Annotated in this window: 18 protein-coding genes; 10 read left to right on the top strand and 8 right to left on the bottom strand. The window is 60.1% G+C overall.

Annotated elements, in window-relative coordinates:
* Positions 1–2: 2 nt before the first annotated feature.
* Together JFT81_RS14715 and JFT81_RS14710 are read right to left on the bottom strand one after the other, a co-directional pair.
* The gene (locus JFT81_RS14715) at positions 3–431 is read right to left on the bottom strand and encodes a DNA polymerase III subunit chi (RefSeq protein WP_201227854.1); all 429 of its coding nucleotides are present in this window, start codon (positions 429–431) and stop codon (positions 3–5) included.
* Positions 432–491: 60 nt separating this feature from the next.
* The gene (locus tag JFT81_RS14710; protein ID WP_201227853.1) at positions 492–1,982 is read right to left on the bottom strand and encodes a leucyl aminopeptidase; all 1,491 of its coding nucleotides are present in this window, start codon (positions 1,980–1,982) and stop codon (positions 492–494) included.
* A 308-nt stretch (positions 1,983–2,290) separates the two neighbouring features.
* Here JFT81_RS14710 and lptF point away from each other — a divergent pair, with 308 nt between their 5' ends.
* From lptF to pdxJ, 8 genes are all read left to right on the top strand, one after another.
* Positions 2,291–3,412: an LPS export ABC transporter permease LptF gene (gene lptF, locus JFT81_RS14705; protein ID WP_201227852.1), complete on the top strand. Its 1,122-nt coding sequence runs from the start codon at positions 2,291–2,293 to the stop codon at positions 3,410–3,412.
* Positions 3,405–4,466, top strand: a complete 1,062-nt coding sequence (lptG, locus tag JFT81_RS14700) for an LPS export ABC transporter permease LptG (RefSeq protein WP_034154799.1) — start codon at positions 3,405–3,407, stop codon at positions 4,464–4,466. The genes lptF and lptG overlap by 8 nt, the downstream gene beginning before the upstream one ends.
* 172 nt (positions 4,467–4,638) lie before the next feature.
* Positions 4,639–6,438: a translation elongation factor 4 gene (lepA, locus tag JFT81_RS14695; protein ID WP_016986097.1), complete on the top strand. Its 1,800-nt coding sequence runs from the start codon at positions 4,639–4,641 to the stop codon at positions 6,436–6,438.
* Positions 6,439–6,443: 5 nt separating this feature from the next.
* Complete coding sequence (lepB, locus tag JFT81_RS14690) at positions 6,444–7,298, top strand: signal peptidase I (RefSeq protein WP_201227851.1); 855 nt, start codon at positions 6,444–6,446, stop codon at positions 7,296–7,298.
* Positions 7,299–7,478: 180 nt separating this feature from the next.
* Positions 7,479–8,168: a ribonuclease III gene (rnc, locus tag JFT81_RS14685; RefSeq protein WP_016986099.1), complete on the top strand. Its 690-nt coding sequence runs from the start codon at positions 7,479–7,481 to the stop codon at positions 8,166–8,168.
* The gene (gene era / locus JFT81_RS14680) at positions 8,161–9,063 is read left to right on the top strand and encodes a GTPase Era (RefSeq protein ID WP_016771562.1); all 903 of its coding nucleotides are present in this window, start codon (positions 8,161–8,163) and stop codon (positions 9,061–9,063) included. The genes rnc and era overlap by 8 nt, the downstream gene beginning before the upstream one ends.
* A 165-nt stretch (positions 9,064–9,228) precedes the next feature.
* Entirely contained in the window at positions 9,229–9,918 is a 690-nt protein-coding gene (recO, locus tag JFT81_RS14675; RefSeq protein WP_201227850.1) for a DNA repair protein RecO, read from the top strand.
* A 48-nt stretch (positions 9,919–9,966) separates the two neighbouring features.
* A complete protein-coding gene (gene pdxJ, locus JFT81_RS14670) occupies positions 9,967–10,713 on the top strand; it encodes a pyridoxine 5'-phosphate synthase (RefSeq protein WP_047292711.1) in 747 nt (248 codons plus the stop codon).
* Positions 10,714–10,838: 125 nt separating this feature from the next.
* Here the strand turns inward: pdxJ and mltF are convergent, their stop codons facing one another.
* A complete protein-coding gene (gene mltF, locus JFT81_RS14665) occupies positions 10,839–12,299 on the bottom strand; it encodes a membrane-bound lytic murein transglycosylase MltF (RefSeq protein WP_201227849.1) in 1,461 nt (486 codons plus the stop codon).
* Positions 12,300–12,584: 285 nt separating this feature from the next.
* Here mltF and purL point away from each other — a divergent pair, with 285 nt between their 5' ends.
* Both purL and JFT81_RS14655 read left to right on the top strand, forming a co-directional pair.
* Positions 12,585–16,481, top strand: coding sequence for a phosphoribosylformylglycinamidine synthase (purL, locus tag JFT81_RS14660; protein ID WP_201227848.1), 3,897 nt, complete (start codon positions 12,585–12,587; stop codon positions 16,479–16,481).
* 5 nt (positions 16,482–16,486) lie between these two features.
* Entirely contained in the window at positions 16,487–16,798 is a 312-nt protein-coding gene (locus tag JFT81_RS14655) for a YqfO family protein (protein WP_025112172.1), read from the top strand.
* Positions 16,799–17,668: 870 nt separating this feature from the next.
* Here the strand turns inward: JFT81_RS14655 and nagE are convergent.
* The 5 genes from nagE to JFT81_RS14630 all read right to left on the bottom strand — a co-directional run bounded on the left by nagE (position 17,669) and on the right by JFT81_RS14630 (position 25,032).
* Positions 17,669–19,381: an N-acetylglucosamine-specific PTS transporter subunit IIBC gene (gene nagE / locus JFT81_RS14650; protein WP_201227847.1), complete on the bottom strand. Its 1,713-nt coding sequence runs from the start codon at positions 19,379–19,381 to the stop codon at positions 17,669–17,671.
* A gap of 23 nt (positions 19,382–19,404) precedes the next feature.
* Positions 19,405–21,918, bottom strand: coding sequence for a phosphoenolpyruvate--protein phosphotransferase (gene ptsP, locus JFT81_RS14645; protein WP_201227846.1), 2,514 nt, complete (start codon positions 21,916–21,918; stop codon positions 19,405–19,407).
* A gap of 224 nt (positions 21,919–22,142) precedes the next feature.
* Positions 22,143–23,165 (bottom strand): SIS domain-containing protein, encoded by a 1,023-nt coding sequence (locus JFT81_RS14640; protein WP_201227845.1) that lies wholly within the window; start codon positions 23,163–23,165, stop codon positions 22,143–22,145.
* Positions 23,146–24,252 (bottom strand): N-acetylglucosamine-6-phosphate deacetylase, encoded by a 1,107-nt coding sequence (nagA, locus tag JFT81_RS14635; protein ID WP_201227844.1) that lies wholly within the window; start codon positions 24,250–24,252, stop codon positions 23,146–23,148. Before nagA ends, JFT81_RS14640 begins: the two co-directional genes overlap by 20 nt.
* Before the next feature lie 48 nt (positions 24,253–24,300).
* Positions 24,301–25,032 (bottom strand): GntR family transcriptional regulator, encoded by a 732-nt coding sequence (locus tag JFT81_RS14630; RefSeq protein WP_201227843.1) that lies wholly within the window; start codon positions 25,030–25,032, stop codon positions 24,301–24,303.
* Positions 25,033–25,307: the final 275 nt, after the last annotated feature.

The raw sequence follows: 25,307 nt of genomic DNA, 5'->3' as shown, positions 1-25,307 counted from the left end.
GCTCAGAGTCGCTGTAAACGGTGATCTTGCAGAGGATAGCCCTGTTCGCGGTAGAAACGGAAACTCTCCCGCGCGGCTGCCCGAATCGTCGGATCTTCGACCACTACTTCCGCTATGCGGGCGAATTTGTTGGCGAAGGCCGGCACTTTAAGGTCGAGGTTGACCAGTAAATCCTGATGCTGACCGCAGTCATCGCCCAACCCCAGAACAATCAAGCCATCCGGTTCACTGTCGGCGGGGCCGTGGGGCACGAAGCTTTCGCCCTTGAATGCCCATAGACGCGCATCAAGATCGTCACGCTGGGCCGCATCGCTGCAATGCAGGTAGATGCGGTGGCCCATGCGCCAGGCTTTTTCGGTGAGCTTGCAGGCGAAGTCCAGGCGTGCCGAAGGATCGGCGCTGGGCAGGATATAGAAGTCGACTTTGGTCATTGCGGTTCCAGAGCGGCAAGCGGCATCACCCGAAAGTGACGCCGCCGCCCATCAGCGGGTTCAGGCTTTGGCGCGATCGAGCAGGTACTGGGTCAGCAGCGGAACCGGGCGGCCAGTGGCGCCCTTGTCCTTGCCACCGCTGGTCCATGCGGTGCCGGCGATGTCCAGGTGCGCCCAATTAAGGTTCTTGGTGAAGCGCGACAGGAAGCACGCGGCGGTGATGGTGCCGGCTTTCGGCCCACCGATGTTGGCGATGTCGGCGAACGGGCTGTCCAGTTGCTCCTGGTACTCATCGAACAGCGGCAGTTGCCAGGCACGGTCATCGGCAGCCTTGCCGGCGCTGAGCAGTTGGCCGATCAGTTCGTCATTGTTGCCCAACAGGCCCGAGGTGTGTGCGCCCAGCGCGACGACGCAAGCGCCGGTCAGGGTGGCGATGTCGATCACCGCTTGTGGCTTGAAGCGCTCGGAGTACGTGAGGGCGTCGCACAGCACCAGACGGCCTTCGGCGTCGGTGTTGAGGATTTCCACGGTCTGGCCGCTCATGGTGGTGACGATGTCGCCCGGGCGAGTCGCGTTGCCGCTCGGCATGTTTTCCGCGCAGGCGAGGATGCACACCAGGTTGATCGGCAGTTTCAGCTCAAGCACCGCACGCAGAGTACCGAACACGGAGGCAGCGCCGCCCATGTCGTACTTCATCTCGTCCATACCGGCGCCTGGTTTCAGGCTGATGCCGCCGGTGTCGAAGGTGATGCCTTTACCAACCAGTGCGTATGGCTTCTCGGATTTTTTACCACCGTTGTATTGCATGACGATCAGGCGTGGCGGTTGAGCGCTGCCCTGGCCGACGGCGTAGAACGAGCCCATGCCCAAGGATTTGATCTTCTTCTCGTCGAGGACTTCGACTTTCAGATCCTTGAACTCTTTGCCCAGATCCTTGGCTTGTTCGCCGAGGTAGGTCGGGTGGCAGATGTTCGGCGGCAGGTTGCCCAGGGTGCGAGTGAAAGCCATGCCATTGGCGATTGCAGTGGCGTGGGCCACGGCGCGTTGCACTTCGGCTTGCGCGGCCTTGATGGTCAGCAGGGTGATTTTCTTCAGCGCGCGCGGTTCGGCTTTCTGGCTCTTGAACTGGTCGAAGGTGTATTCGCCATCCACCAGGGTTTCCGCCAGCAGACGGGTTTTGCCGTAGCTGTCGCGGTTTTTGACAATAATTTCATCCAGCGCCAGCACAGCGTCGCTGCCGTTCAAGCCTTTCAGGGTATTAAGGATGGCGGCAACGATTTTGCGGAACGGACGGTCGCCCAATTCTTCATCTTTGCCCACGCCGACCAGCAGCACGCGCTCGGCTTTGAGGTTCGGCAGGCTGTGCAGCAGCAGGCTTTGGCCGACCTTGCCGGCCAGATCGCCACGCTTGAGTACGGCGCTGATCGCGCCACCGCTCAGTTCGTCGAGCTGTTTGGCAGCGACGCCGAGCTTGCGGCCTTCGCCGACGGCAACCACCAGGGTGGCGGTTTTCAACGTTTCTGGGCTAACGCTTTTTACAACCAGTTCCATGTCCGGATCCCTGAATGAATGGTCAACACGCAGGCGTTCGACGGTGTTCGCAGTCGCCTGCTTATAGATAGAAGAGGCGCAGGCCAAAGCCTGCGACAAGGGCCGCAGTTTGAACCTCGCTCCCCGCGCCTGACAACCCTCGGTTGGACTAACTTCAACGGTTTGCATACGCAGATGAGTGTGCGCAGTGACAGGCGCCCTCAATCACAGGATAATGCCGCATCTTTTTTCGACGGCTCTGCGTTGCGGGCCGGTCGATGTGTTTGCTTGTTTGGCCGCCTTAGCCTGACAACCCTGGAGTGTCTGGTTTGATCGTCTTCCGTTATCTGTCCCGCGAAGTCCTGTTGACCCTCAGCGCCGTGAGTGCCGTGCTGTTGGTCATCATCATGAGCGGTCGCTTCATCAAATACCTCGCTCAGGCCGCTGCCGGCCAGCTCGATCCGGGCTCGCTGTTCCTGATCATGGGCTATCGCCTGCCGGGTTTCCTGCAACTGATTCTGCCGCTGGGCCTGTTCCTCGGGATCCTGCTGGCTTACGGTCGCCTGTACCTCGAAAGCGAAATGACCGTGCTCTCGGCCACCGGCATGAGCCAGCAGAAACTGTTTCGCATGACCCTGTTTCCAGCGACGCTGGTGGCGTTGGTGGTGGCATGGCTGAGCCTCGGCCTGGCCCCGCAAGGTGCCAACCAGTTCCAGCTGCTGCTGAACAAACAGGACGCGCTGACCGAATTCGACACCCTCGAACCGGGCCGTTTTCAGGCGCTGCGCGACGGTACTCGGGTGACCTACACCGAAACCCTGAGCGACGATCGCATCAACCTTGGCAGCGTATTCATCTCGCAGAAAAACCTCGGTGCCGATCAGAAGGATCGCGGGATTTCCGTGCTGGTGGCCGAGAAGGGTCGTCAGGAAGTCCGCCCGGACGGCAACCGTTACCTGATTCTCGACAACGGCTACCGTTACGACGGCAGCCCCGGCCAGGCTGATTATCGGGCGATTCATTACGAGACGTATGGCGTGCAGTTGCCCAAGCCGGACGTCAGCGAAGAGGTCACAGACCGCGACGCCATGCCTACATCGACCCTGCTGAGCAGCGATGACATTCGCTCCAGAACCGAACTGCAATGGCGTTTGTCCCTGCCGCTGCTGGTCTTTATCGTGACCCTGATGGCGGTGCCGCTGTCGCGCGTGAACCCGCGCCAGGGGCGTTTCCTCAAGCTGCTGCCGGCGATTCTTCTTTATATGGCTTACCTGACCATCCTGATTGCCGCCCGCGGCGCCCTTGAAAAGGGCAAGATCCCGCCGGCCCTCGGCTTGTGGTGGGTGCACGCGATCTTCCTGTTCATCGGTCTCGGCCTGCTGTACTGGGAGCCGCTGCGCTTGAAAATGGCCAGTCGTCGTGCCGCTGCGCTGGAGGTGGCCCGTGGTTAAACTCGACCGCTACATCGGCAGCAGCGTGTTCATGGCGATCATCGCCGTGCTGGCGATCATCCTCGGTCTGGCGACGCTGTTTGCCTTCATCGATGAGATGGGCGACGTCAGCGATACCTACACGCTGGTTGATGTGCTGAGCTTTGTATTGCTCACCGCGCCGCGCCGACTCTACGAAATGTTGCCGATGGCGGCGTTGATCGGCTGTCTGATCGGCCTCGGCAGCCTGGCCAGCAGCAGTGAACTGACCGTAATGCGCGCCGCTGGCGTGTCGATCGGTCGTATCGTCTGGGCGGTGATGAAGCCGATGCTGGTGCTGATGCTGGCCGGCGTGCTGATCGGCGAATACGTTGCGCCGGCCACTGAAAGCATGGCTCAGGCCAATCGCTCGCTGGCCCAGGGCAGCGGCGACGCACAAAGTGCCAAGCACGGTATGTGGCACCGTCAGGGTGAGGAGTTCATCCACATCAACGCCGTTCAGCCGAACGGTCTGTTGTATGGCGTGACCCGCTATCACTTCGACAAGGAGCGCCATCTGTTGAGTTCGAGTTTCGCCAAAAAGGCTGAATTCGACGGCACCAAATGGCAGCTTACCGACGTCGCCACCACGCTGTTTCATGAGCGCAGCACTGAAGTCGTCAATACCCCGAGCGAGCAGTGGGACGTGGCCCTGAGCCCGCAACTGCTGAGCACCGTGGTCATGGCGCCGGAGTCGCTGTCGATCAGTGGTTTGTGGGGCTACATCCACTATCTGTCGGAGCAGGGCCTGAGCAACGGCCGCTACTGGCTGGCATTTTGGGTCAAGGTGTTGCAGCCGCTGGTCACTGCCGCATTGGTGTTGATGGCGATTTCTTTCATCTTCGGCCCGCTGCGTTCGGTGACCTTGGGCCAGCGCGTATTTACCGGCGTGCTGGTGGGCTTCACCTTCCGCATCGTGCAGGATTTGCTCGGTCCATCGAGCCTGGTGTTCGGTTTCTCGCCCCTGTTCGCAGTGCTGGTGCCGGCGGGAGTCTGTGCGTTGGCGGGTGTCTGGCTGCTCAGACGAGCCGGTTGATGAACAAGCTTTCATCCCTCGTTTAACCCTGAAAACGCCTCGGTCGACAGATCGGGGCGTTTTTGCATGCAATCCGGGTGACAGGCGAACGTGACGCTTGCGCCGTGTATCAGGTACAATTCCCGGCTATTTTTCGGCGGGCTATGCCTGCAGCCTTTTTGAGTGTTGATCCGTGAGTGATTTGAGTCATATCCGCAATTTCTCCATCATCGCCCACATTGACCATGGCAAGTCGACGCTGGCCGATCGCTTCATCCAGATGTGCGGCGGCCTGGCCGAGCGTGAAATGGAAGCCCAGGTACTGGATTCCATGGATCTGGAGCGTGAACGCGGGATCACCATCAAGGCCCACAGCGTCACCCTTTATTACACTGCCAAAGATGGCATCAAGTATCAGCTGAACTTCATTGACACCCCGGGCCACGTCGACTTCACCTACGAAGTCAGCCGTTCCCTGGCCGCGTGTGAAGGTGCTTTGCTGGTGGTCGATGCCGGTCAGGGTGTTGAAGCCCAGTCCGTGGCCAACTGCTACACCGCCATCGAGCAAGGCCTCGAGGTCATGCCGGTACTGAACAAGATCGACCTGCCGCAGGCCGATCCCGATCGCGTCAAGGACGAGATCGAGAAGATCATCGGCATCGACGCCACCGACGCCGTCACTTGCAGCGCCAAAACCGGCCTGGGTGTCGACGAAGTGCTCGAGCGTCTGGTGCACACCATTCCTGCGCCGACCGGCAACATCGAAGATCCGCTGCAAGCGTTGATCATCGACTCCTGGTTCGACAACTACCTGGGCGTTGTCTCTCTGGTGCGCGTGCGTCATGGCCGCGTGAAGAAGGGCGACAAGATCCTCGTCAAGTCCACCGGCAAGATCCACCTGGTCGACAGCGTTGGCGTGTTCAATCCGAAGCACACCGCGACCGCTGACCTCAAGGCCGGCGAAGTGGGCTTCATCATCGCCAGCATCAAGGACATTCACGGTGCACCGGTCGGTGACACCCTGACCCTGAGCTCGACGCCGGACGTTGAAGTGCTGCCAGGCTTCAAACGCATCCAGCCACAGGTTTACGCCGGTCTGTTTCCGGTCAGCTCCGACGACTTCGAGGATTTCCGCGAAGCGCTGCAGAAACTGACCCTCAACGACTCGTCGCTGCAATACACCCCGGAAAGCTCCGACGCACTGGGCTTCGGCTTCCGTTGCGGCTTCCTCGGCATGCTGCACATGGAAATCATCCAGGAGCGTCTCGAGCGCGAGTACGATCTGGACCTGATCACCACGGCGCCGACGGTAATCTTCGAGCTGGTGCTGAAAACCGGTGAAACGATTTACGTCGACAACCCGTCGAAGCTTCCAGATGTGTCGTCGATCGAGGACATGCGCGAGCCAATCGTGCGTGCCAATATCCTTGTGCCTCAGGAGCACCTGGGCAACGTCATCACCCTGTGCATCGAGAAGCGCGGCGTTCAAGTCGACATGCTGTTCCTCGGCAATCAGGTGCAGGTCACTTACGACTTGCCGATGAACGAAGTGGTCCTCGATTTCTTCGACCGCCTCAAATCCACCAGCCGTGGCTATGCTTCGCTGGACTACCACTTCGATCGTTACCAATCGGCTAATCTGGTGAAACTGGACGTGCTGATCAACGGCGACAAGGTCGATGCTCTCGCATTGATCGTGCACCGTGACAACTCGCACTACAAAGGTCGCCAGTTGACCGAGAAGATGAAAGAACTGATTCCTCGTCAGATGTTCGACGTGGCTATCCAGGCTGCCATTGGTGGTCAGATCGTTGCACGGACAACCGTCAAGGCACTCAGAAAGAACGTATTGGCCAAATGCTACGGTGGTGACGTCAGCCGTAAGAAGAAACTGCTCGAGAAGCAAAAGGCCGGTAAAAAACGCATGAAGCAAGTCGGCAACGTGGAAATTCCACAAGAAGCCTTCCTTGCAGTGCTCAGGTTGGATAGTTAGGTCCTATGTCACTAAATTTCCCGCTGTTGCTGGTCATCGCCGTGTTCGTCTGCGGCCTGTTGGCGTTGCTCGATCTGTTGTTCCTGGCGCCGCGTCGGCGTGCTGCTATTGCCTCTTATCAAGGCAGTGTCAGCCAACCCGATGTCGTGGTGGTCGAGAAACTGAACAAAGAGCCGCTGCTGGTTGAATACGGCAAGTCGTTCTTTCCGGTGTTGTTCATCGTTCTGGTGCTGCGTTCGTTCCTCGTGGAGCCGTTCCAGATTCCGTCCGGTTCGATGAAGCCGACTCTGGACGTTGGCGACTTCATTCTGGTGAGCAAGTTTTCTTACGGGATCCGCCTGCCGGTGATCGACAAGAAAATCATCGAAGTCGGTGACCCACAGCGTGGCGATGTCATGGTGTTCCGCTACCCGAGCGACCCCAACGTCAACTACATCAAGCGTGTAGTCGGCCTGCCGGGCGACACCGTGCGTTACACCGCTGACAAGCGTCTGTTCGTCAATGGCGAGTCGATTGCCGAGCAACTGGTCGGCTCCGAGCCGGGCACCCTCGGCAGCGCTGAGCTCTACAAGGAAAAACTCGGTGAAGCCGAGCACCTTATCCGCAAGGAAATGAGCCGCTACCGCGCCACTCCGGACCATACGTGGACCGTACCGGCCGGGCACTATTTCATGATGGGCGACAACCGCGACAACTCGAACGACAGTCGCTACTGGGATGATCCGAACATTCCCAAGGATCTGCTGGGCATGGTTCCCGACCAGAATATCGTCGGCAAGGCCTTCGCGGTCTGGATGAGCTGGCCGGAACCGAAACTCAGTCACCTGCCGAATTTCTCGCGGGTTGGCCTGATCAAGTAATCACACACGGCGCTGTTGAACACAGCGCCGAATGCATTTCTGGAGTCGACACAATCGGCTTCGCGGCGTGCAGCTAACAGCCAGGATTTAATTTTTGAACACAGCGTTAATTGTCCCAGGCCTGCGCCGTATCCCGGCGATGGCAGTGGAATCCAGCCACGAACTCAGCGTGGGTAAACCGTGAGCGTTTCTCTTAGCCGTCTCGAGCGCCAGCTCGGTTACACCTTCAAGGATCAGGAGCTGATGCTGCTGGCCCTCACGCACCGCAGTTTTGCCGGGCGCAACAATGAACGCCTGGAATTCCTTGGCGATGCCATCCTCAACTTCGTCGCTGGCGAGGCGCTGTTCGATCGCTTCCCGCTGGCCCGCGAAGGCCAGCTGTCGCGTTTGCGCGCGCGGCTGGTAAAAGGTGAGACGCTGGCCGTACTGGCTCGCGGTTTTGATCTCGGTGATTACCTGCGTCTGGGTTCCGGTGAGTTGAAGAGCGGCGGCTTCCGTCGCGAATCGATTCTGGCCGACGCCCTCGAAGCATTGATCGGTGCAATCTACCTCGACGCCGGCATGGATATGGCGCGCGAGCGTGTCCTCGCCTGGCTGGCCGGTGAGTTTGAAGGCCTGACGCTGGTCGATACCAACAAGGATCCGAAAACCCGCCTGCAGGAACATCTGCAATCGCGCGGTTGCGATCTGCCACGCTACGAAGTCGTGGATATCCAGGGCGAGCCGCACTGCCGAACTTTCTTCGTCGAGTGCGAAGTTGTCTTACTGAATGAAAAAAGCCGAGGTCAGGGTGTGAGCCGTCGTATTGCCGAACAGGTAGCGGCCGCCGCAGCACTGATTGCCCTGGGCGTGGAGAATGGCAATGACTGATACAAACGCAACTCGCTGTGGCTATGTTGCCATCGTCGGCCGTCCTAACGTCGGCAAGTCGACGTTGTTGAACCACATCCTCGGCCAAAAGCTCGCGATCACTTCGCGCAAGCCGCAGACCACTCGCCACAACATGCTCGGGATCAAGACCGAAGGCGACGTGCAAGCGATCTACGTCGACACCCCTGGCATGCACAAGGGTGGCGAAAAGGCCCTGAACCGTTACATGAACAAGACCGCTTCGGCGGCGTTGAAAGACGTCGACGTGGTGATCTTCGTGGTCGACCGCACCAAGTGGACCGACGAAGACCAGATGGTGCTGGAGCGCGTGCAGTACGTCACCGGCCCGCTGATCGTCGCGCTGAACAAGACCGACCGCATCGAAGACAAAGCCGAGCTGATGCCGCACCTGAGCTGGTTGCAGGAACAACTGCCGAACGCGCAGATCATTCCGATTTCCGCGCAGCACGGGCATAACCTCGAAGCGCTGGAAAAGGTCATTGCTGATCATCTGCCGGAGAACGACCACTTCTTCCCGGAAGACCAGATCACCGACCGCAGCAGCCGTTTCCTCGCCGCCGAACTGGTCCGTGAGAAAATCATGCGCCAGATGGGCGCCGAGCTGCCGTACCAGATCACGGTCGAGATCGAAGAATTCAAGCAGCAGGGCAAAACCCTGCACATCCACGCCTTGATCCTCGTTGAACGTGACGGTCAGAAGAAGATCATCATTGGCGACAAGGGCGAGCGCATCAAACGCATTGGCACCGAAGCGCGCAAGGACATGGAGTTGCTGTTCGACTCCAAGATTATGCTCAACCTGTGGGTCAAGGTGAAGGGCGGCTGGTCCGACGACGAGCGCGCGCTGCGTTCGCTGGGCTACGGCGACCTGTAATCACCGTTCCAGAGAACACCGATAGCCAATGTGGGAGCGGGCCTGCTCGCGAAGGGATGTAACATTCAGCATTGATGTTGACTGTCACTCCGCTTTCGCGAGCAGGCTCGCTCCCACAGTGGTTTTGGGTTGTGTGTAAAACTGCGTTTCTGCATAGAGAACTCAATGTCGCAAAACCCGCCTCCCGCCCAACCCGCCTACGTCCTTCACTCGCGCGCTTACCGCGAAACCAGTGCCTTGGTGGATTTCCTCACGCCGCAAGGTCGGCTGCGGGCGGTATTGCGCAGTGCGCGGGGCAAAGCCGGGACACTGGCACGGCCGTTTGTGTCGCTGGAAGTGGAGTTTCGCGGTAAGGGCGAGTTGAAGAATGTCGGGCGCATGGAGAGTTCAGGCACTTCGGCGTGGCTCAACGGTGAGGCGCTGTTCAGTGGCCTGTATCTGAATGAATTGCTGATCCGTTTGCTACCTGCCGAAGATCCGCACCCGGGTGTATTCGATCACTACGCCGCCACTTTGCTGGCCCTGGCTGAAGGCCGCCCGCTGGAGCCGTTGCTGCGTTCTTTCGAATGGCGGCTGCTGGACGATCTCGGTTACGGCTTTTCCCTGAACACTGATATCCACGGCGAAGCCATTGCCGAGGACGGTCTCTATCGTCTGCAAGTGGATGCCGGTCTGGAGCGAGTCTTTCTGCTGCAACCCGGTCTGTTCAACGGCGTCGAACTACTGGCCATGGCCGACGCCGACTGGACCGCCCCCGGCGCGCTGTCTGCCGCCAAGCGCTTGATGCGCCAGGCACTTGCCGTGCACCTCGGCGGTCGTCCCCTCGTCAGTCGCGAACTGTTTCGCAAGCCCTAGCCCCGTGTATGCTGTGCGCCGAATCTTTTTCTTCAGGAGCGCGCATCCGTGACCACCAGCAATCGCATTCTTCTTGGCGTGAACATCGACCACGTCGCCACCCTGCGTCAGGCCCGTGGCACGCGCTATCCGGATCCGGTCAAAGCTGCGCTGGACGCTGAAGAGGCGGGCGCCGACGGCATCACCGTGCACCTGCGCGAAGACCGTCGGCACATTCAGGAGCGCGACGTGCTGCTGCTCAAGGATGTGCTGCAAACCCGCATGAACTTCGAAATGGGCGTCACCGAAGAAATGATGGCGTTCGCCGAGCGCATCCGTCCGGCACACATCTGCCTGGTGCCGGAAACCCGTCAGGAACTGACCACCGAAGGTGGTCTGGATGTCGCGGGGCAGGAAGAGCGCATCAAGGCAGCGGTTGAGCGTCTGTCGAAAATCGGCAGCGAAGTGTCGCTGTTCATTGATGCGGACGAGCGGCAGATTGCCGCGTCGAAGCGCGTGGGTGCGCCGGCCATCGAGCTGCACACCGGGCGTTATGCCGATGCCGAGACGCCGACTGAAGTCGCTGAAGAATTGAAGCGTGTGGCGGACGGTGTGGCGTTTGGTCTGGCCCAGGGCCTGATCGTCAATGCCGGTCATGGCCTGCATTATCACAACGTTGAAGCGGTAGCAGCGATCAAGGGTATCAACGAACTGAACATCGGTCATGCGCTGGTGGCGCATGCGCTGTTCGTGGGCTTCAAGTCGGCTGTATCCGAAATGAAAGCCCTGATTCTGGCGGCTGCGTTGAAAGGTTAAAGGCCGAGGCATAACCCCTGTGGGAGCGAGCCTGCTTGCGAAAGCGGTGTATCAGTTAACAATAATGTCGACTGAATCGACGCCTTCGCGAGCAGGCTCGCTCCCACATTTTTTTGGGGTGTTTGTTAGAGCGGAGCGGGTTCTTGCGCCGGTTTGGACTTGTCGATGCCGGGCACATGCAGGTTGCCCTCGGCCACCTGATCGCCCTCAAGCTGCGGCTGCGTCACCCACGTCAGGATGTCGTAATAACGGCGAATGTTCGCCACAAAGTGCACCGGCTCGCCGCCTCGGGCATAGCCATAACGCGTCTTGCTGTACCACTGCTTCTGCGACAGGCGCGGCAGGATCTTCTTCACATCCAGCCATTTGTCCGGGTTCAACCCTTCCTTGGCCGTCAGTTTGCGTGCGTCATCCAGATGGCCGCTGCCGACGTTGTACGCCGCCAGGGCAAACCAGGTACGGTCCGGCTCCTTGATTGAATCGTCGAGCTGATCCTTCATGTAGGCCAGGTACTTGGCCCCGCCCATGATGCTTTGCTTGGGATCCAGACGGTTGGATACGCCCATCGCCTGCGCGGTGTTCTGGGTCAGCATCATCAAACCGCGCACGCCGGTCTTGGACGTGACCGCCGGCTGCCACAGCGATTCCTGGTAACCGATGGCGGCCAGCAGGCGCCAGTCGACCTTCTCTTTCTTGGCGTAGTTCTTGAAGTGCTGTTCGTATTTGGGCAAGCGCTGCTGCAGGTGCTGGGCGAAGGTGGTGGCGCCCATGTAGCCAAGGACATCGACGTGACCGTAGTAGCGGTCCTTCAAGCGTTGCAGGGTGCCGTTTTTCTGCACCTTGTCCAGATAGGCATTGATCTCGTTGAGCAGGCTGTTGTCTTCGCCCTGAGCCACGGCCCAGCTCTGACTGCGGGCGTCGCCGAGGTCGAAGGCCACACGGATATTAGTGAAGTAGACCTGGTTCATTGCCACTTCGTTGGAGTCGACCAGGGTCAGGTCAATCTGACCTTCATCGACCATACGCAGCAGGTCGACCACTTCAACCGCGTCGGACTCTTCGTACTCGATGCCGGGGTATTTCTTTTTCAGCTCGGCTAGTTGCTCGGCGTGGGTGCTGCCCTTGAGCACCATTATTTTCTTGCCGACCAGATCACCGGCGTCGGTCGGCCGTGACTGGCCGTTGCGGTAGATGATCTGCGGGGTGACTTCGAGATACGAATGGGAGAACCGCACCTGCTTCTTGCGCTCCTCGCTGCTGACCAGACCTGCGGCGGCCAGTACCGGGCCGTTCGGTTTGCCGATCTGATCGAAGAGGTCATCGAGGTTGTCGGCGGTCTCGATCTTCAGTTCCACACCCAAATCGTCGGCGAACCGCTTCACCAGCTCGTATTCGAAGCCGGTTTCACCGCTGCGATCCTGGAAGTAGGTGGCCGGGCTGTTTCGGGTAATCACCCGCAGCACGCCATCCTCCTTTACGCGCTCGAGTGTGTTGGGTTTATCAACACAGCCACCGAGCACCAGGAAGAGTCCGGTTGCGATCAGCCATTTGGCGTACCGCGGACGCAAAGCCGTTGGGAAAAACATTTGCGCAGTATACGCAAACGGCTGCGGGCGCCATATCTCGACAGCGCGGGGCGAGTCTGCTAGCGATCACAAAACCGAGCGAAACCCTGCGGGAATGGGGCTGTGCGGCTTTTTGTTACAGTAAAAATAAGACGTCATTATTGGGTCGATTTACCTGACTCTGAAGGCAGAAACACAGATTGGTGGTCGAGTGCAACCGTGCGTAGCGTTTCGGGTGATGTTGAGGGCGGTTTAGGCTAGAATGCACGGCCTCAAAGCACACCCCTTCCCGAGGCTGTCCCGAAGATGTTGATCCTGCGCGGCGCTCCTGCCCTTTCTGCCTTTCGCCACAGCAAACTCCTTGAGCAACTGAGCCAGAAGGTTCCAGCTGTCAGTGGCCTGTATGCTGAATTCGCTCACTTCGCCGAAGTCACCGGCGTCCTGACCGGCGACGAACAGCAGGTGCTTGCGCGCCTTCTGAAGTACGGTCCAAGCGTTCCGGTTCAAGAGCCGACCGGCCGTCTGTTTCTGGTGTTGCCGCGTTTCGGCACCATCTCGCCATGGTCGAGCAAGGCCAGCGACATTGCCCGCAACTGCGGCCTGAGCAAGATCCAGCGTCTGGAGCGCGGCATCGCGTTCTACGTGGCCGGTCAGTTCAGCGACGCTGAAGCCCAGCAGATTGCCGACGTCCTGCATGACCGCATGACCCAGATCGTTCTGGCCAACCTCGAACAGGCCGCCGGTCTGTTCAGCCACGCCGAACCGAAGCCGCTGACTGCCATCGACATCCTCGGTGGCGGTCGTGCCGCGCTGGAAAAGGCCAATACCGAACTGGGCCTGGCCCTGGCCGAAGACGAGATCGACTATCTGGTCGACGCCTTCAACGGTTTGAAGCGCAACCCGCACGACATCGAACTGATGATGTTCGCCCAGGCCAACTCCGAACATTGCCGCCACAAGATCTTCAACGCCAGTTGGGATATTGATGGCGAGAACCAGGAAAAAAGCCTGTTCGGCATGATCAAGAACACCTACGTGATGCACAGCGAAGGTGTTCTGTCGGCTTATAAGGACAACGCCTCGGTGATCGTCGGCAACGTTGCCGGCCGTTTCTTCCCGAACCCTGAGACCCGCCAGTACGGCGCGGTGCAGGAGCCGGTGCACATCCTGATGAAGGTTGAGACCCACAACCACCCGACCGCAATCGCTCCGTTCCCGGGTGCATCGACCGGTTCCGGTGGCGAGATTCGTGACGAAGGTGCAACCGGTCGTGGTGCCAAGCCAAAGGCTGGCCTCACCGGTTTCACCGTGTCCAACCTGCAAATCCCGGGCTTCGAACAGCCGTGGGAAGTGCCGTACGGCAAGCCTGAGCGCATCGTTACCGCGTTGGACATCATGATCGAAGGCCCGCTCGGCGGCGCCGCGTTCAACAACGAATTCGGTCGTCCGGCCCTGACTGGCTACTTCCGTACCTTCGAACAGTCGATCACTACCCCGCACGGTGACGAAGTTCGCGGTTACCACAAGCCGATCATGCTGGCCGGCGGCATGGGCAACATCCGCGAAGAACACGTCAAGAAAGGCGAAATCGTCGTTGGCTCCAAGCTGATCGTGCTCGGCGGCCCGGCGATGCTGATTGGTCTGGGTGGCGGCGCTGCCTCCTCCATGGCCACTGGCACCAGCTCGGCGGATCTCGACTTCGCTTCCGTGCAGCGTGAAAACCCTGAAATGGAGCGTCGCTGCCAGGAAGTTATCGACCGTTGCTGGCAACTGGGCGACAAGAACCCGATCAGCTTCATCCACGACGTCGGCGCGGGCGGTCTGTCCAACGCCTTCCCGGAGCTGGTCAACGACGGCGACCGCGGTGGCCGTTTCGAACTGCGCAACATTCCAAACGACGAGCCGGGCATGGCCCCGCACGAAATCTGGTCCAACGAATCCCAGGAACGTTACGTTCTGGCCGTCGGCCCTGAAGACTTCGAGCGCTTCCAGGCGATCTGCGAACGCGAGCGCTGCCCGTTTGCCGTAGTCGGTGAAGCCACCGCTGAACCACAGCTTACTGTCACGGATAGCCACTTCGGCAACAACCCGGTGGACATGCCGCTGGAAGTGTTGCTGGGCAAAGCCCCGCGCATGCACCGTTCGGTGGTGCGTGAAGCTGAACTGGGCGATGACTTCGATCCGTCGAACCTGGACATCAGCGAATCCATCGAACGCGTTCTGCATCACCCGGCCGTGGCGAGCAAAAGCTTCCTGATCACCATCGGCGACCGCACCATCACCGGCCTCGTGGCCCGTGACCAGATGGTCGGCCCATGGCAGGTGCCAGTAGCAGACGTTGCCGTCACCGCGACCAGTTTCGACGTTTACACCGGTGAAGCGATGGCGATGGGCGAGCGTACTCCGCTGGCTCTGCTGGACGCTCCGGCGTCGGGCCGCATGGCCATCGGCGAAACCCTGACCAACATTGCCGCATCGCGCATCAACAAGATCTCCGACATCAAACTGTCGGCGAACTGGATGTCGGCTGCCGGCCACCCGGGCGAAGACGCGCGTCTGTACGACACCGTGAAAGCGGTCGGTATGGAACTGTGCCCTGAGCTGGGCATCACCATTCCGGTGGGCAAGGACTCGATGTCCATGGCCACCCGTTGGAGCGACAACGGCGAAGAAAAAACCGTGACCTCGCCAATGTCCCTGATCGTGACCGGTTTCGCGCCAGTGGCTGACATTCGTCAGACCCTGACCCCGGAACTGCGCATGGACAAAGGCACCACGGACCTGATCCTGATCGACCTCGGTCGCGGTCAGAACCGCATGGGCGCTTCGATCCTTGCACAGACCCACGGCAAGCTCGGCAATCAGGCTCCGGACGTCGATGACGCCGAAGACCTGAAAGCCTTCTTCGCGGTGATCCAGGGCCTCAACGCCGACGGTCACCTGCTGGCTTACCACGACCGTTCCGACGGTGGTCTGCTGACCTCCGTGGTGGAAATGGCCTTCGCCGGTCACTGCGGTCTGAGCCTGAACCTCGACGGTCTGGCAGAAACCACTGCCGACATCGCCGCGATCCTGTTCAACGAAGAACTGGGTGCCGTGATCCAGGTTCGTCAGGACGCCACGCCGGACATCCTCGCGCAGTTCAGCGCTGCCGGTCTGGGCGATTGCGTGTCGGTGATCGGTCAGCCGATCAACAATGGCCAGATCAACATCACCTTCAACGGTGACACCGTGTTCGAAGGCCAGCGTCGTCTGCTGCAACGTCAGTGGGCTGAAACCAGCTACCAGATCCAGCGTCTGCGTGATAACGCCGACTGCGCCGAGCAAGAATTCGACGTGCTGCTGGAAGAAGACAACCCGGGCCTGAGCGTCAAGCTCAGCTACGACGTCAACCAGGACATCGCCGCGCCTTACATCAAGAAAGGCATCCGCCCACAGGTTGCCGTGCTGCGTGAGCAGGGCGTAAACGGTCAGGTGGAAATGGCCGCTGCGTTCGACCGCGCCGGTTTCAACGCGATCGACGTGCACATGAGCGACATTCTCGCTGGCCGTGTCGACCTGAACGAGTTCAAAGGTCTGGTGGCGTGCGGTGGGTTCTCCTACGGCGACGTTCTCGGCGCCGGTGAAGGCTGGGCCAAGTCGGCACTGTTCAACAGCCGCGCCCGCGATGCGTTCCAGGGTTTCTTCGAGCGTAACGACAGCTTCACCCTCGGCGTGTGCAACGGTTGCCAGATGATGTCCAACCTGCACGAACTGATCCCGGGCAGCGAGTTCTGGCCGCACTTCGTGCGTAACCGCTCCGAGCAGTTCGAAGCGCGCGTGGCGATGGTGCAGATCCAGGAATCGAACTCGATCTTCCTGCAGGGCATGGCCGGTTCGCGTATGCCGATCGCCATCGCTCACGGTGAAGGTCACGCCGAGTTCTCCAGCGAAGAAGCCCTGCTGGAAGCGGATCTGTCGGGTTGCGTGGCGATGCGTTTCGTCGACAACCATGGCAAGGTCACCGAGCGTTATCCGGCCAACCCGAACGGTTCGCCGCGCGGGATTACCGGTCTCACCAGTCGTGATGGTCGCGTGACGATCATGATGCCGCACCCGGAGCGTGTGTTCCGTGCGGTGCAGAACTCGTGGCGTTCGGAAGACTGGAACGAGGACGCACCCTGGATGCGTATGTTCCGTAATGCACGCGTTTGGGTTAACTAAGCGTCGTGTACAAGCTCGGGTTTTTTGTTCCTGACAGTCATGTCGAGGTGGTCAAAGGGGCTGTGTTCGCTGCCGGTGGTGGGCGGATTGGTGACTATGATCACTGTGCTTGGCAGGTGCTTGGTCTGGGCCAGTTTCGACCTTTGGACGGCAGTCAGCCGTTTATTGGCGAAGCGGGGCAGGTTGAGCGGGTTGAGGAGTGGAAGGTTGAGCTGGTGGTGGCGGATGAGTTGATCGTTGCTGTTGTGGCGGCTTTGAAGCTTAGTCATCCCTACGAGACGCCAGCTTATGAGGTGTGGCGGCTGGAAGATTTCTGATCTTTTTGCTGCTGAAACAGGAAACCCGCAGATGAGTGATTGTCTGCGGGTTTTTTGTTGCCTGCGATTTTTTCGGGCGACCTCATTCCACTGTGGGAGCTGGCTTGCCAGCGATGGCGCCCGTTCAGACGATGGATTTCTTTCTGACCGAGTACATATCCATTTCTGCGGTAATGGCTGCTTATGGTTTCGCCCTGACGGCCGACTCCCTTTGGCAAACGCCCCAAAGGAAGCAAAGGTCTGTGCCCCAACGTTCGGCCCACTCGCTAAGGCTCGGGGTTCCTTCGCTCCGGTATCCATCCGGGCGCATCGCCTACGGTTTGCTTCGCTGCACCTCCTCTCGCTGTGTTTGGCTGCGCCAAACGGTCGCTGCGCTCCCACCCCCGGATGAATCCCTCCACTCAGCCTGCCGACGGGGCTGGTGGATCAAGATCAAGAGCTGCAGCCGAGCTAACGCTCATTCTGTTGAGTGGTGAGGAGCACGGGGTGTTTGGCTTTTGCCCTTGTAGGGGCTGCCGCAGGCTGCGATCTTTTGATCTTGCTGTCGTAGGAGCTGAGCTTGCTCGCGAAGGCGGCCTGATAGCCGACCTGTTTCTTGCGGGTGTACTCATTCCAACTGTAGGAGTGAGCCTGCTCGCGATAACAACCTCACAGCAACCAATCACCCGCAGATGTACTCAATCCCTGTGGGAGCCTGGCTTGCCAGCGATGGTGGCCTGATGGCCGACCTGATTCTTCGGATAGATAGCTTCCCTGTAGGAGCTGTCGAGTGCAACGAGGCTGCGATCTTTTGATCTTGCTTCTGGCTGTCAAAAAACAGAGTCAAAAGATCGCAGCCTGCGGCAGTTCCTACATGGGTGATGTGTGGGGTCAGACTTTGGCGCTGACCTCGTTGCGATTGACCAGAGCATCAATCGCACCACTCAAACTCGCGGCCTTATCCCCCACCAGCAAATGCCAGACCCCGCCATCCAACTGGCTGACACCGTGACAACCCAGATCCTTCAACTGCGCCTCGGACAACGCCTTGCCATCCGCCAATTGCAGGCGAATCCGCGTCATCGCAATGCAATCCAGTTGCAGCACATTGTCACCGCCGCCCAACGCGTTCAGCCATTGCTGCGCCTCGGAAACGGCAACGGCCACAACTTTCGGCTCATCAACAACAGCGGTTTCAACCAGAACAGCACGCCCCAACGCAGGCATCGCCAGACGAATCTCATCTGCAATGCTGTCCGCCATCGGCCCGACAACCACCTGCAAACTGCCACCTTTACCCGGACGCACAACCGCCATCGCGCCCAGCGCCTTCAGATCCGCATCCGACGCCTTGTTGCGATCGACCATCTCCAGTCGCAGACGCGTAGTGCAAGCGCCCACCGTCAGCAGATTTTCCGCGCCGCCGAGTGCCTTGATGTAAGCGCTGGCACGTTCATTTTCGGTCAGTACGGCTTTTTCACTAACAGCCACATCCTCACGCCCCGGCGTCTTCAGATTGAAACGACGAATGCAGAAATCAAACACGAAATAGTAGATCACCGCATAGGCGAGACCCACCGGAATCACCAGCCAACCATTGGTGGACTTGCCCCAGCCGAGAATCATGTCGATAAAACCACCAGAGAACGTGAATCCCAAATGGATGTTCAACGCATTGGTAATCGCCATCGACAACCCGGTCAGCAGCGCATGCAGCAGGTACAACAGCGGCGCCAGAAACATAAAGGCGAATTCGATCGGCTCGGTCACCCCGGTCAAAAACGAGGTCAGGGCCATCGACAGAAAAATCCCGCCCATGACCTTGCGCCGTTCCGGCAGAGCATTGCGGTACATCGCCAAACACGCCGCCGGCAGACCGAAGATCATCATCGGGAACATGCCGGTCATGAACTGGCCGCCCTTTGGGTCGCCAGCGAAGTAGCGCGACAAATCGCCAGTCACCAGAGCCCCGGTGGTTGGGTCGGTGAAATTGCCAAAGACAAACCACGCCATGTTGTTGAGGATGTGGTGCAGGCCGGTGACGATCAGCAGGCGATTGAATACGCCGAAGACGAAGGCGCCGAGGCTGCCGCTTTCCATCATCAGAGCGCCGAAGCTGTTGATGCCGTGCTGGATCGGCGGCCAGATGTAGCCGAACACCACGCCCAGACCGACCGCCGCGAACCCGGTGACAATCGGCACGAACCGTCGGCCGCCGAAGAACGCCAGGTACTCCGGCAACTTGATGTCCTTGAAGCGGTTGTACAGCGCGCCCGCCATCAGGCCACTGACGATCCCTGCGAGCATGCCCATGTTGATGCTCGCATCGAGCACCTTCAACGTGGAAATCATCACCAGGTAACCGATTACCCCGGCCAGCCCTGCGGTGCCGTTGTTGTCTTTGGCGAAACCGACGGCGATGCCGATGGCGAAGATCATTGCCAGGTTGGCGAAGATCACTTGGCCGGCATCGTGGATAATCGCGATGTTCAGCAGGTCGGTATCGCCCAGACGCAGCAGCAGGCCGGCGATCGGCAGGATCGCGATCGGTAGCATCAGCGCACGGCCGAGGCGTTGCAGGCCTTCGATAAAGAGTTGGTACATGGCGTTTGTCCTTTTTGTTTTTGTTAGCGCAGAGGCCAATGTTGGTGACAGGCGTGACGTACCGCCGCGGCGCTGCTCAGTTTGAGCAGGTCGCGAGCGAGGCGTTGGCATTCGGCTTCGTGCAACTGGCGCACGCGATCCTTGATTTCACCAATCTGCACCGGGCTCACCGACAGTTCAGTCACGCCGAGGCCGATCAGCACTGGCGTCGCCAACGGATCGGAGGCGAGGGCGCCGCAGACGCCGACCCAACGTTTGTGCACGGCCGCGCCTTCGCAGGTCATGGCGATCAATCGCAGCAGCGCCGGGTGCAGGGCGTCGACGCGGGCGGCTAAACCGGCGTGATCGCGATCCATGGCCAAGGTGTATTGCGACAAATCGTTGGTGCCGATCGAGAGGAAGTCTGCGTGCTCGGCCAGTTGCTCGGCTTGCAGCGCGGCGGCGGGGACTTCGATCATCACGCCGATTTCCGGGCGCTGGCTCACGCCCAGTTCGATGCACAAGGCGTCGACGCGTTGGCGAATGTGCAGTAGTTCATCGACTTCGGTGACCATCGGCAACAGGATCCGGCAACGCTGCAATGGGCTGACTTGCAGCAGCGCACGCAGTTGCTGGTCGAGGATTTCCGGACGCGCCTGGGCCAGACGAATGCCGCGCAGACCGAGTACCGGATTGGCCTCGGCCGGCAGTGGCAGATAGTCGAGTTGCTTGTCGCCGCCGACGTCGATGGTGCGGATGATGACCGACTTGTCGCCCATGGCATCAATCACGGCTTGGTAAGCGTTGCGTTGTTCTTCGACGTCCGGTGCGGTCTGGCGATCAACGAAGAGGAACTCGGTGCGCAACAGGCCGACACCATCGGCGCCGTTGGCGAATGCGTCAGCTGCCTCATGGCTGGAGGCGACATTGGCGACGACTTCTATGGCCACGCCATTTCGCGTTTCTGCTGGTAAATGCGCTTTGGCTTGTTGTGCATCGCGACGTTGTTGGCGGTCGATTTGCGTTTGTTCAACTTCGGCCAGACGTTCGCCATTCGGCATCAGTTCGAGACGGCCGCCGTCGGCATCGAGCACCACCGCTTGGCCTTGCGCCTGATCGAGCAAATCCTTGCCCAAGGCAACCATGCACGGCAGACCCTTGCCCCGCGCCAGAATCGCCACGTGCGAAGTCGCGCCGCCCTCGGCCATGCACAACCCGGCGACACCTTGAGCGCTGAGTTGCAGCAGATCCGAAGGCGTCAGTTCATGCGCCGCGACGATGGCGCCGGCCGGCACGTCGTAGTGCCACGCCTCACCCAGTAGCGCGCGCAGTACGCGTTGTTTGAGATCGCGCAAATCGTTGGCGCGTTCGGCCAGCAGCGCGCTGCCGGTGTGTTGCAGCATCTCGCATTGCACATCGATGGACTGGCTCCACGCGTGCGTTGCCGCAGTGCCTTGATCGATGGACTGTTGCGCAGCGTCGAGCAGGGCCGGGTCTTCCAGCAAGGCCAGATGCGCGGCGAAAATCGCTTCTTCGTCGGCATTCTTGTGCTTCTTGGCCTGGGTAAGGGTGCTGTCGATTTCGCAGCGAACCTGATTCAGTGCGGTGTCGAGGTTTTGCAGTTGCTGTGCCGGGTCATGATCACCTGCGTCCACTGGCAAACTGATCGCGTTCAAGCGGAACAGCGGCCCCCCGACCAGTCCCGGCGCGGCGCAAACGCCGTGCAAAACGCCAGCCTCGGACGCGCGTTCAAGAGGCGCAACACTTACCGGTGCGGCAGCGTGATGGTCATCCGGCAAGGCAGTCGCCAATGCCGTGAGCAAGGCTTGCAGCGCGGCTTCGGCGTCCGGCCCCTGACTGCTGACCTGCACTTCATCCTGCTCGCCAACTGCCAGCCCCATCAAACCGATCAGGCTGTTGCAAGGCGCCGATTTGCCGGCGAAATGCAGTCGCGACCGACTCTTGAAACCTTGCGCGGTCTGACGAATCAACGCGGCAGGGCGCGCATGCAAACCGCCGCGATGAGCCACCAAGACATGACCGTGAACCTCTGGCCCGTCGACTTCTTCCGCATCCAGCGCCGAACTGTTGCGCGCCACAATGTGCAGCAACGGCTCGCCCACCTTCACCGCTTTGAGCGTGATCGGCCGTACCTGAAAATCCTGGCTGTTGGTCAGGATCAGCAGGCTGACCAGGCTTTTGCATTGGCGCCCGACCTTGTCCAGGTCGTAGCGCAAAAGCGGCTGACCCTTGCTGACTCGCGTGCCTTCCTTGACCAGCATCGAGAAGCCCTCGCCGTTCAGTTCAACGGTGTCGAGGCCCAGGTGCAGGAGGATTTCCGCACCGTTGTCGGCACGCACGGTAAGGGCGTGGCCGGTGCGCGCGACGTGAATGATCACCCCGGCGCACGGCGAGTACAGCGTATCGTTGATGGGATCGATGGCAATGCCGTCGCCCATCGCGCCACTAGCGAACACCGCGTCCGGGACTTTGGCGAGCGTGAGCACCGGGCCGCTGAGCGGGGCGCTGAGGGTCAGCTCTTTATTGTTGTTGTGCATGGCTCGGTCTCATCGGTTAAATCTCGGTTCGATGTCCTCTGCAGGAGCTGTCGCAGGCTGCGATCTTTTGATCTTGTTTTTGTGAATCAAAATCAAAAGATCGCAGCCTGCGGCAGCTCCTACAGCGGGTGTGCATCAATCAGCGGTTTGCGTCCGCCGACAGGGTCGTGCGTCAATCAGCGGTTTTTGTGTCCGCCGAGCGGTTTTTCATCGATCAACGGGTGTCAGTGCGTTCGGGTCACTTTGCTCAGGTGGCGTGGCTGGTCCGGGTCCATGCCACGGGCCACGGCTAGACCTGCGGCCATCACGTAGAAACTCTGAATCGCCAGAATCGGGTCGAGCGCCGGGTGTTCCGCACGGCTCAGGGTCAGGTCGCGTTCGCTGACATCGTCCGGTGCAGCCAGCAATACGCGGGCGCCGCGCTGACGCATTTCCGCTGCCAGGCTCAACAGGCCCGCCTGCTCGGCACCGCGTGGTGCGAAGACCAGCAGCGGGTAGTGCTCGTCGATCAGCGCCATCGGACCGTGACGGACCTCTGCGCTGCTGAACGCTTCGGCCTGAATCGCCGAGGTTTCCTTGAATTTCAGCGCCGCTTCCTGAGCGATGGCAAAACCGGCGCCACGGCCGATCACCATCAAACGTTCACAATCGCGCAGCGCTTCGATGGCCGCGCTCCAGTCCTGTTTGGCCGCTTCACGCAGGCCTTCAGGAAGGGCGTTGTGCGCCTCCAGCAATTCGCTGTCTTCTTTCCAGTGCGCGATCAAACGGGCGCTGGCGCTGAGGGTGGCGATAAAACTCTTGGTCGCAGCGACGCTGCTTTCAGTACCGGCGAGCAGCGGCACGCTGAATTCACACGCCGCTTCCAGCGGCGAATCGGCGGCGTTGACCATCGACACGCTCAACGCGCCGCGTTTGCGCAACAGACGCAGGCTGTTGACCAGATCCGGGCTCTGACCTGATTGCGAGAACGCAAACGCCACCTGACCGCTGACCTTCAACGGCGCCTGCTGCATGGTCACCACCGACATCGGCAACGACGCCACCGGCACACCCAATTGCTGCATGGTCAGGTAGGCGAAGTAGCTCGCCGCATGGTCGGAGCTGCCGCGCGCGACGGTCATCGCCACTTGCGGCGGCTGACGGCGCAGGCGCCCGGCGATCTCGATCAGTTGCGGGTCAAGCTGTTGCAGTTGGGCTTGCACGGCCTCGAACGAGGACAGCGCCTCTTCAAGCATTTTTGAAGTCAATGTCTTCTCCTTCGACCATGACGGCGGTCAGTGTGAGTGAGCGATCCAGCCGCACGCAGTCGGCCCAGGCGCCTGGTGCAAGGCGCCCGCGTTCGGTGATGCCGAGGTAATCGGCGGGGAATTGCGAAAGACGTTGCGAGGCTTCGGCGATCGGCAGACCGATCTTCACCAGGTTGCGCAGCGCCTGATCCATGGTCAGGGTGCTGCCGGCCAGCGTGCCGTCCGGCAGGCGCACGCCGCCCAAACATTTGGTCACGGTGTGGCTGCCGAGCTTGTATTCACCGTCGGGCATGCCGGCGGCGGCGGTCGAATCGGTGACGCAATACAGGCACGGGATCGAGCGCAGGGCCACTCGGATCGCGCCGGGGTGCACGTGCAGCAAGTCCGGGATCAGCTCGGCGAACTTGGCGTGGGCCAGTGCTGCGCCAACGATGCCCGGCTCACGGTGATGCAGCGGGCTCATGGCGTTGTACAAGTGAGTGAAACTGGTGGCGCCGGCGTCGAGTGCGGCGACGCCTTCCTCGTAACTGCCGAGGGTGTGACCGATCTGCATGCGCACGCCACGGCTGCTCAGTTCACGAATCAATGCGTCATGGCCGGCGATTTCCGGGGCGATGGTGATCACCCGGATCGGCGCCAGTGCCAGATATTCTTCGACTTCGGCCATTAACGCGGTGTGGGCGAAATTCGGTTGTGCGCCGAGTTTGCCGGGATTGATGTACGGGCCTTCGAGGTGCACGCCAAGCACTCGGGCGGCGCCTTTCGGGCGCTGCTCACAGAACTCGCCGACTTCCTTGAGCACACTTGAAATCTCGGCACTCGGCGCGGTCATGGTGGTGACCAGCAGCGAGGTGGTGCCGAAGCGCACGTGGGTTTTGGTGATGGTTTCGAAAGCGCTGGCGCCTTCCATGATGTCTTTGCCGCCACCGCCGTGGACGTGCAGGTCGATGAAACCGGGCAGCAAATACGGCAGGTCATTGGTTGCCGGATCGCACGGCACGCCTTCGATCGACACGACTTTGCCGTGTTCGTGAATCAGCCGGCCGCGAACCCAGCCGCTGGCGGTGAGGATGTTGTCTTCAGACATTTCGGTTCTCGCTGTTTGACGGCTTCGCCGGATTAACGACGCAGCTCTTTATCTACGCAGCTCTGCAACAAAGTCGTAGTAGTCGTTGCGGCAATAGGTGTCGGTGACTTCGATCGGCGTGTTGTCTTCCAGGTAGCCGACCCGAGTCATCAGCAGCATGGCGGTACCGGGGGCGATGCCGACCAGCGCGGCGAATTCGTCCGAGGCGTTGATCGCCTGAATGTGCTGCAAGGCGCGAACGATCGGTTTGCCGATGCCGTCGAGGTATTCGTAGAGCGAATCGCCGACCAATTGCGGCTTCGGCATGATCGAAGCGGGCAGGGTGCTCATCTCGATGGCCATCACGGTGTCGTCGGCTTTGCGCAGGCGTTTCATGCGCGCGACCTTGTCGTTTGGCGACAGGCTCAGGCGTATCAGTTCTTCGTGGGTCGGCAGGGTGATTTCCCGCTCCAGCCACTGCGAGCTGGGCACGAAACCCTTGAGGCGGAGCATTTCGCTGAAGCCCGACAGGCGCGACAACGGTTGTTCCAAACGTGGAGTGATGAAGGTGCCGGAACCTTGCAAGCGACGGATCAGACCTTGGTCGAGCAGAACTTCCAGCGCTTTGCGCGCGGTCACGCGGGAGATGCCCAACTGTTCGCTGAGATTGCGCTCCGAAGGCATCGCCTGCTCGGATTTCCACTGCCCGGCATGAATCGCCGCTTCCAGATTGCGCGCCAATTGCAGGTACAGCGGCGTCGGCTGGGAGTCGTTGGGGCGTAGGGTCTGGAGATCGTGCATGGCGGTTATTTCCGGCGCGAGTATAGGATTGTTGTGGCTCGCTTGTGGGGCGGAAATTAATACCACTTGAATACCATGTCAACGCAGGTAATTGGCCTTTAGCCTAATGAAATAGCGGCTTCTAGTGGGTGTGGTTTGAAGTGGTATTAAAGGTGGGCTGTTTAAATCAAAAGATCGCAGCCTGCGGCAGCTCCTACATCGGGAAGTGGTATCAACCCTGAAGGAGCTGCCGAAGGCTGCGATCTTTTGATTTATTTTTTTGCGGGTGACCAGCG

It is taken from the genome of Pseudomonas sp. TH43, assembly GCF_016650635.1.
In the GTDB taxonomy this organism is placed as follows: Bacteria; Pseudomonadota; Gammaproteobacteria; order Pseudomonadales; family Pseudomonadaceae; genus Aquipseudomonas.
Note: the sequence above shows the minus strand (reverse complement) of the source record. Positions and strands in the feature narration are given on the sequence as shown.

Excerpts from the sequence above, each read along its gene's own strand:
- purL (WP_201227848.1), top strand. The coding sequence starts at position 12,585 with ATGTTGATCCTGCGCGGCGCTCCTGCCCTTTCTGCCTTTCGCCACAGC.
- recO (WP_201227850.1), top strand. The coding sequence starts at position 9,229 with ATGTCGCAAAACCCGCCTCCCGCCCAACCCGCCTACGTCCTTCACTCG.
- mltF (WP_201227849.1), bottom strand. The coding sequence starts at position 12,299 with ATGTTTTTCCCAACGGCTTTGCGTCCGCGGTACGCCAAATGGCTGATC.
- nagA (WP_201227844.1), bottom strand. The coding sequence starts at position 24,252 with ATGTCTGAAGACAACATCCTCACCGCCAGCGGCTGGGTTCGCGGCCGG.
- JFT81_RS14630 (WP_201227843.1), bottom strand. The coding sequence starts at position 25,032 with ATGCACGATCTCCAGACCCTACGCCCCAACGACTCCCAGCCGACGCCG.
- JFT81_RS14715 (WP_201227854.1), bottom strand. The coding sequence starts at position 431 with ATGACCAAAGTCGACTTCTATATCCTGCCCAGCGCCGATCCTTCGGCA.
- ptsP (WP_201227846.1), bottom strand. The coding sequence starts at position 21,918 with ATGCACAACAACAATAAAGAGCTGACCCTCAGCGCCCCGCTCAGCGGC.
- lepB (WP_201227851.1), top strand. The coding sequence starts at position 6,444 with ATGTCACTAAATTTCCCGCTGTTGCTGGTCATCGCCGTGTTCGTCTGC.
- JFT81_RS14710 (WP_201227853.1), bottom strand. The coding sequence starts at position 1,982 with ATGGAACTGGTTGTAAAAAGCGTTAGCCCAGAAACGTTGAAAACCGCC.
- nagE (WP_201227847.1), bottom strand. The coding sequence starts at position 19,381 with ATGTACCAACTCTTTATCGAAGGCCTGCAACGCCTCGGCCGTGCGCTG.
- era (WP_016771562.1), top strand. The coding sequence starts at position 8,161 with ATGACTGATACAAACGCAACTCGCTGTGGCTATGTTGCCATCGTCGGC.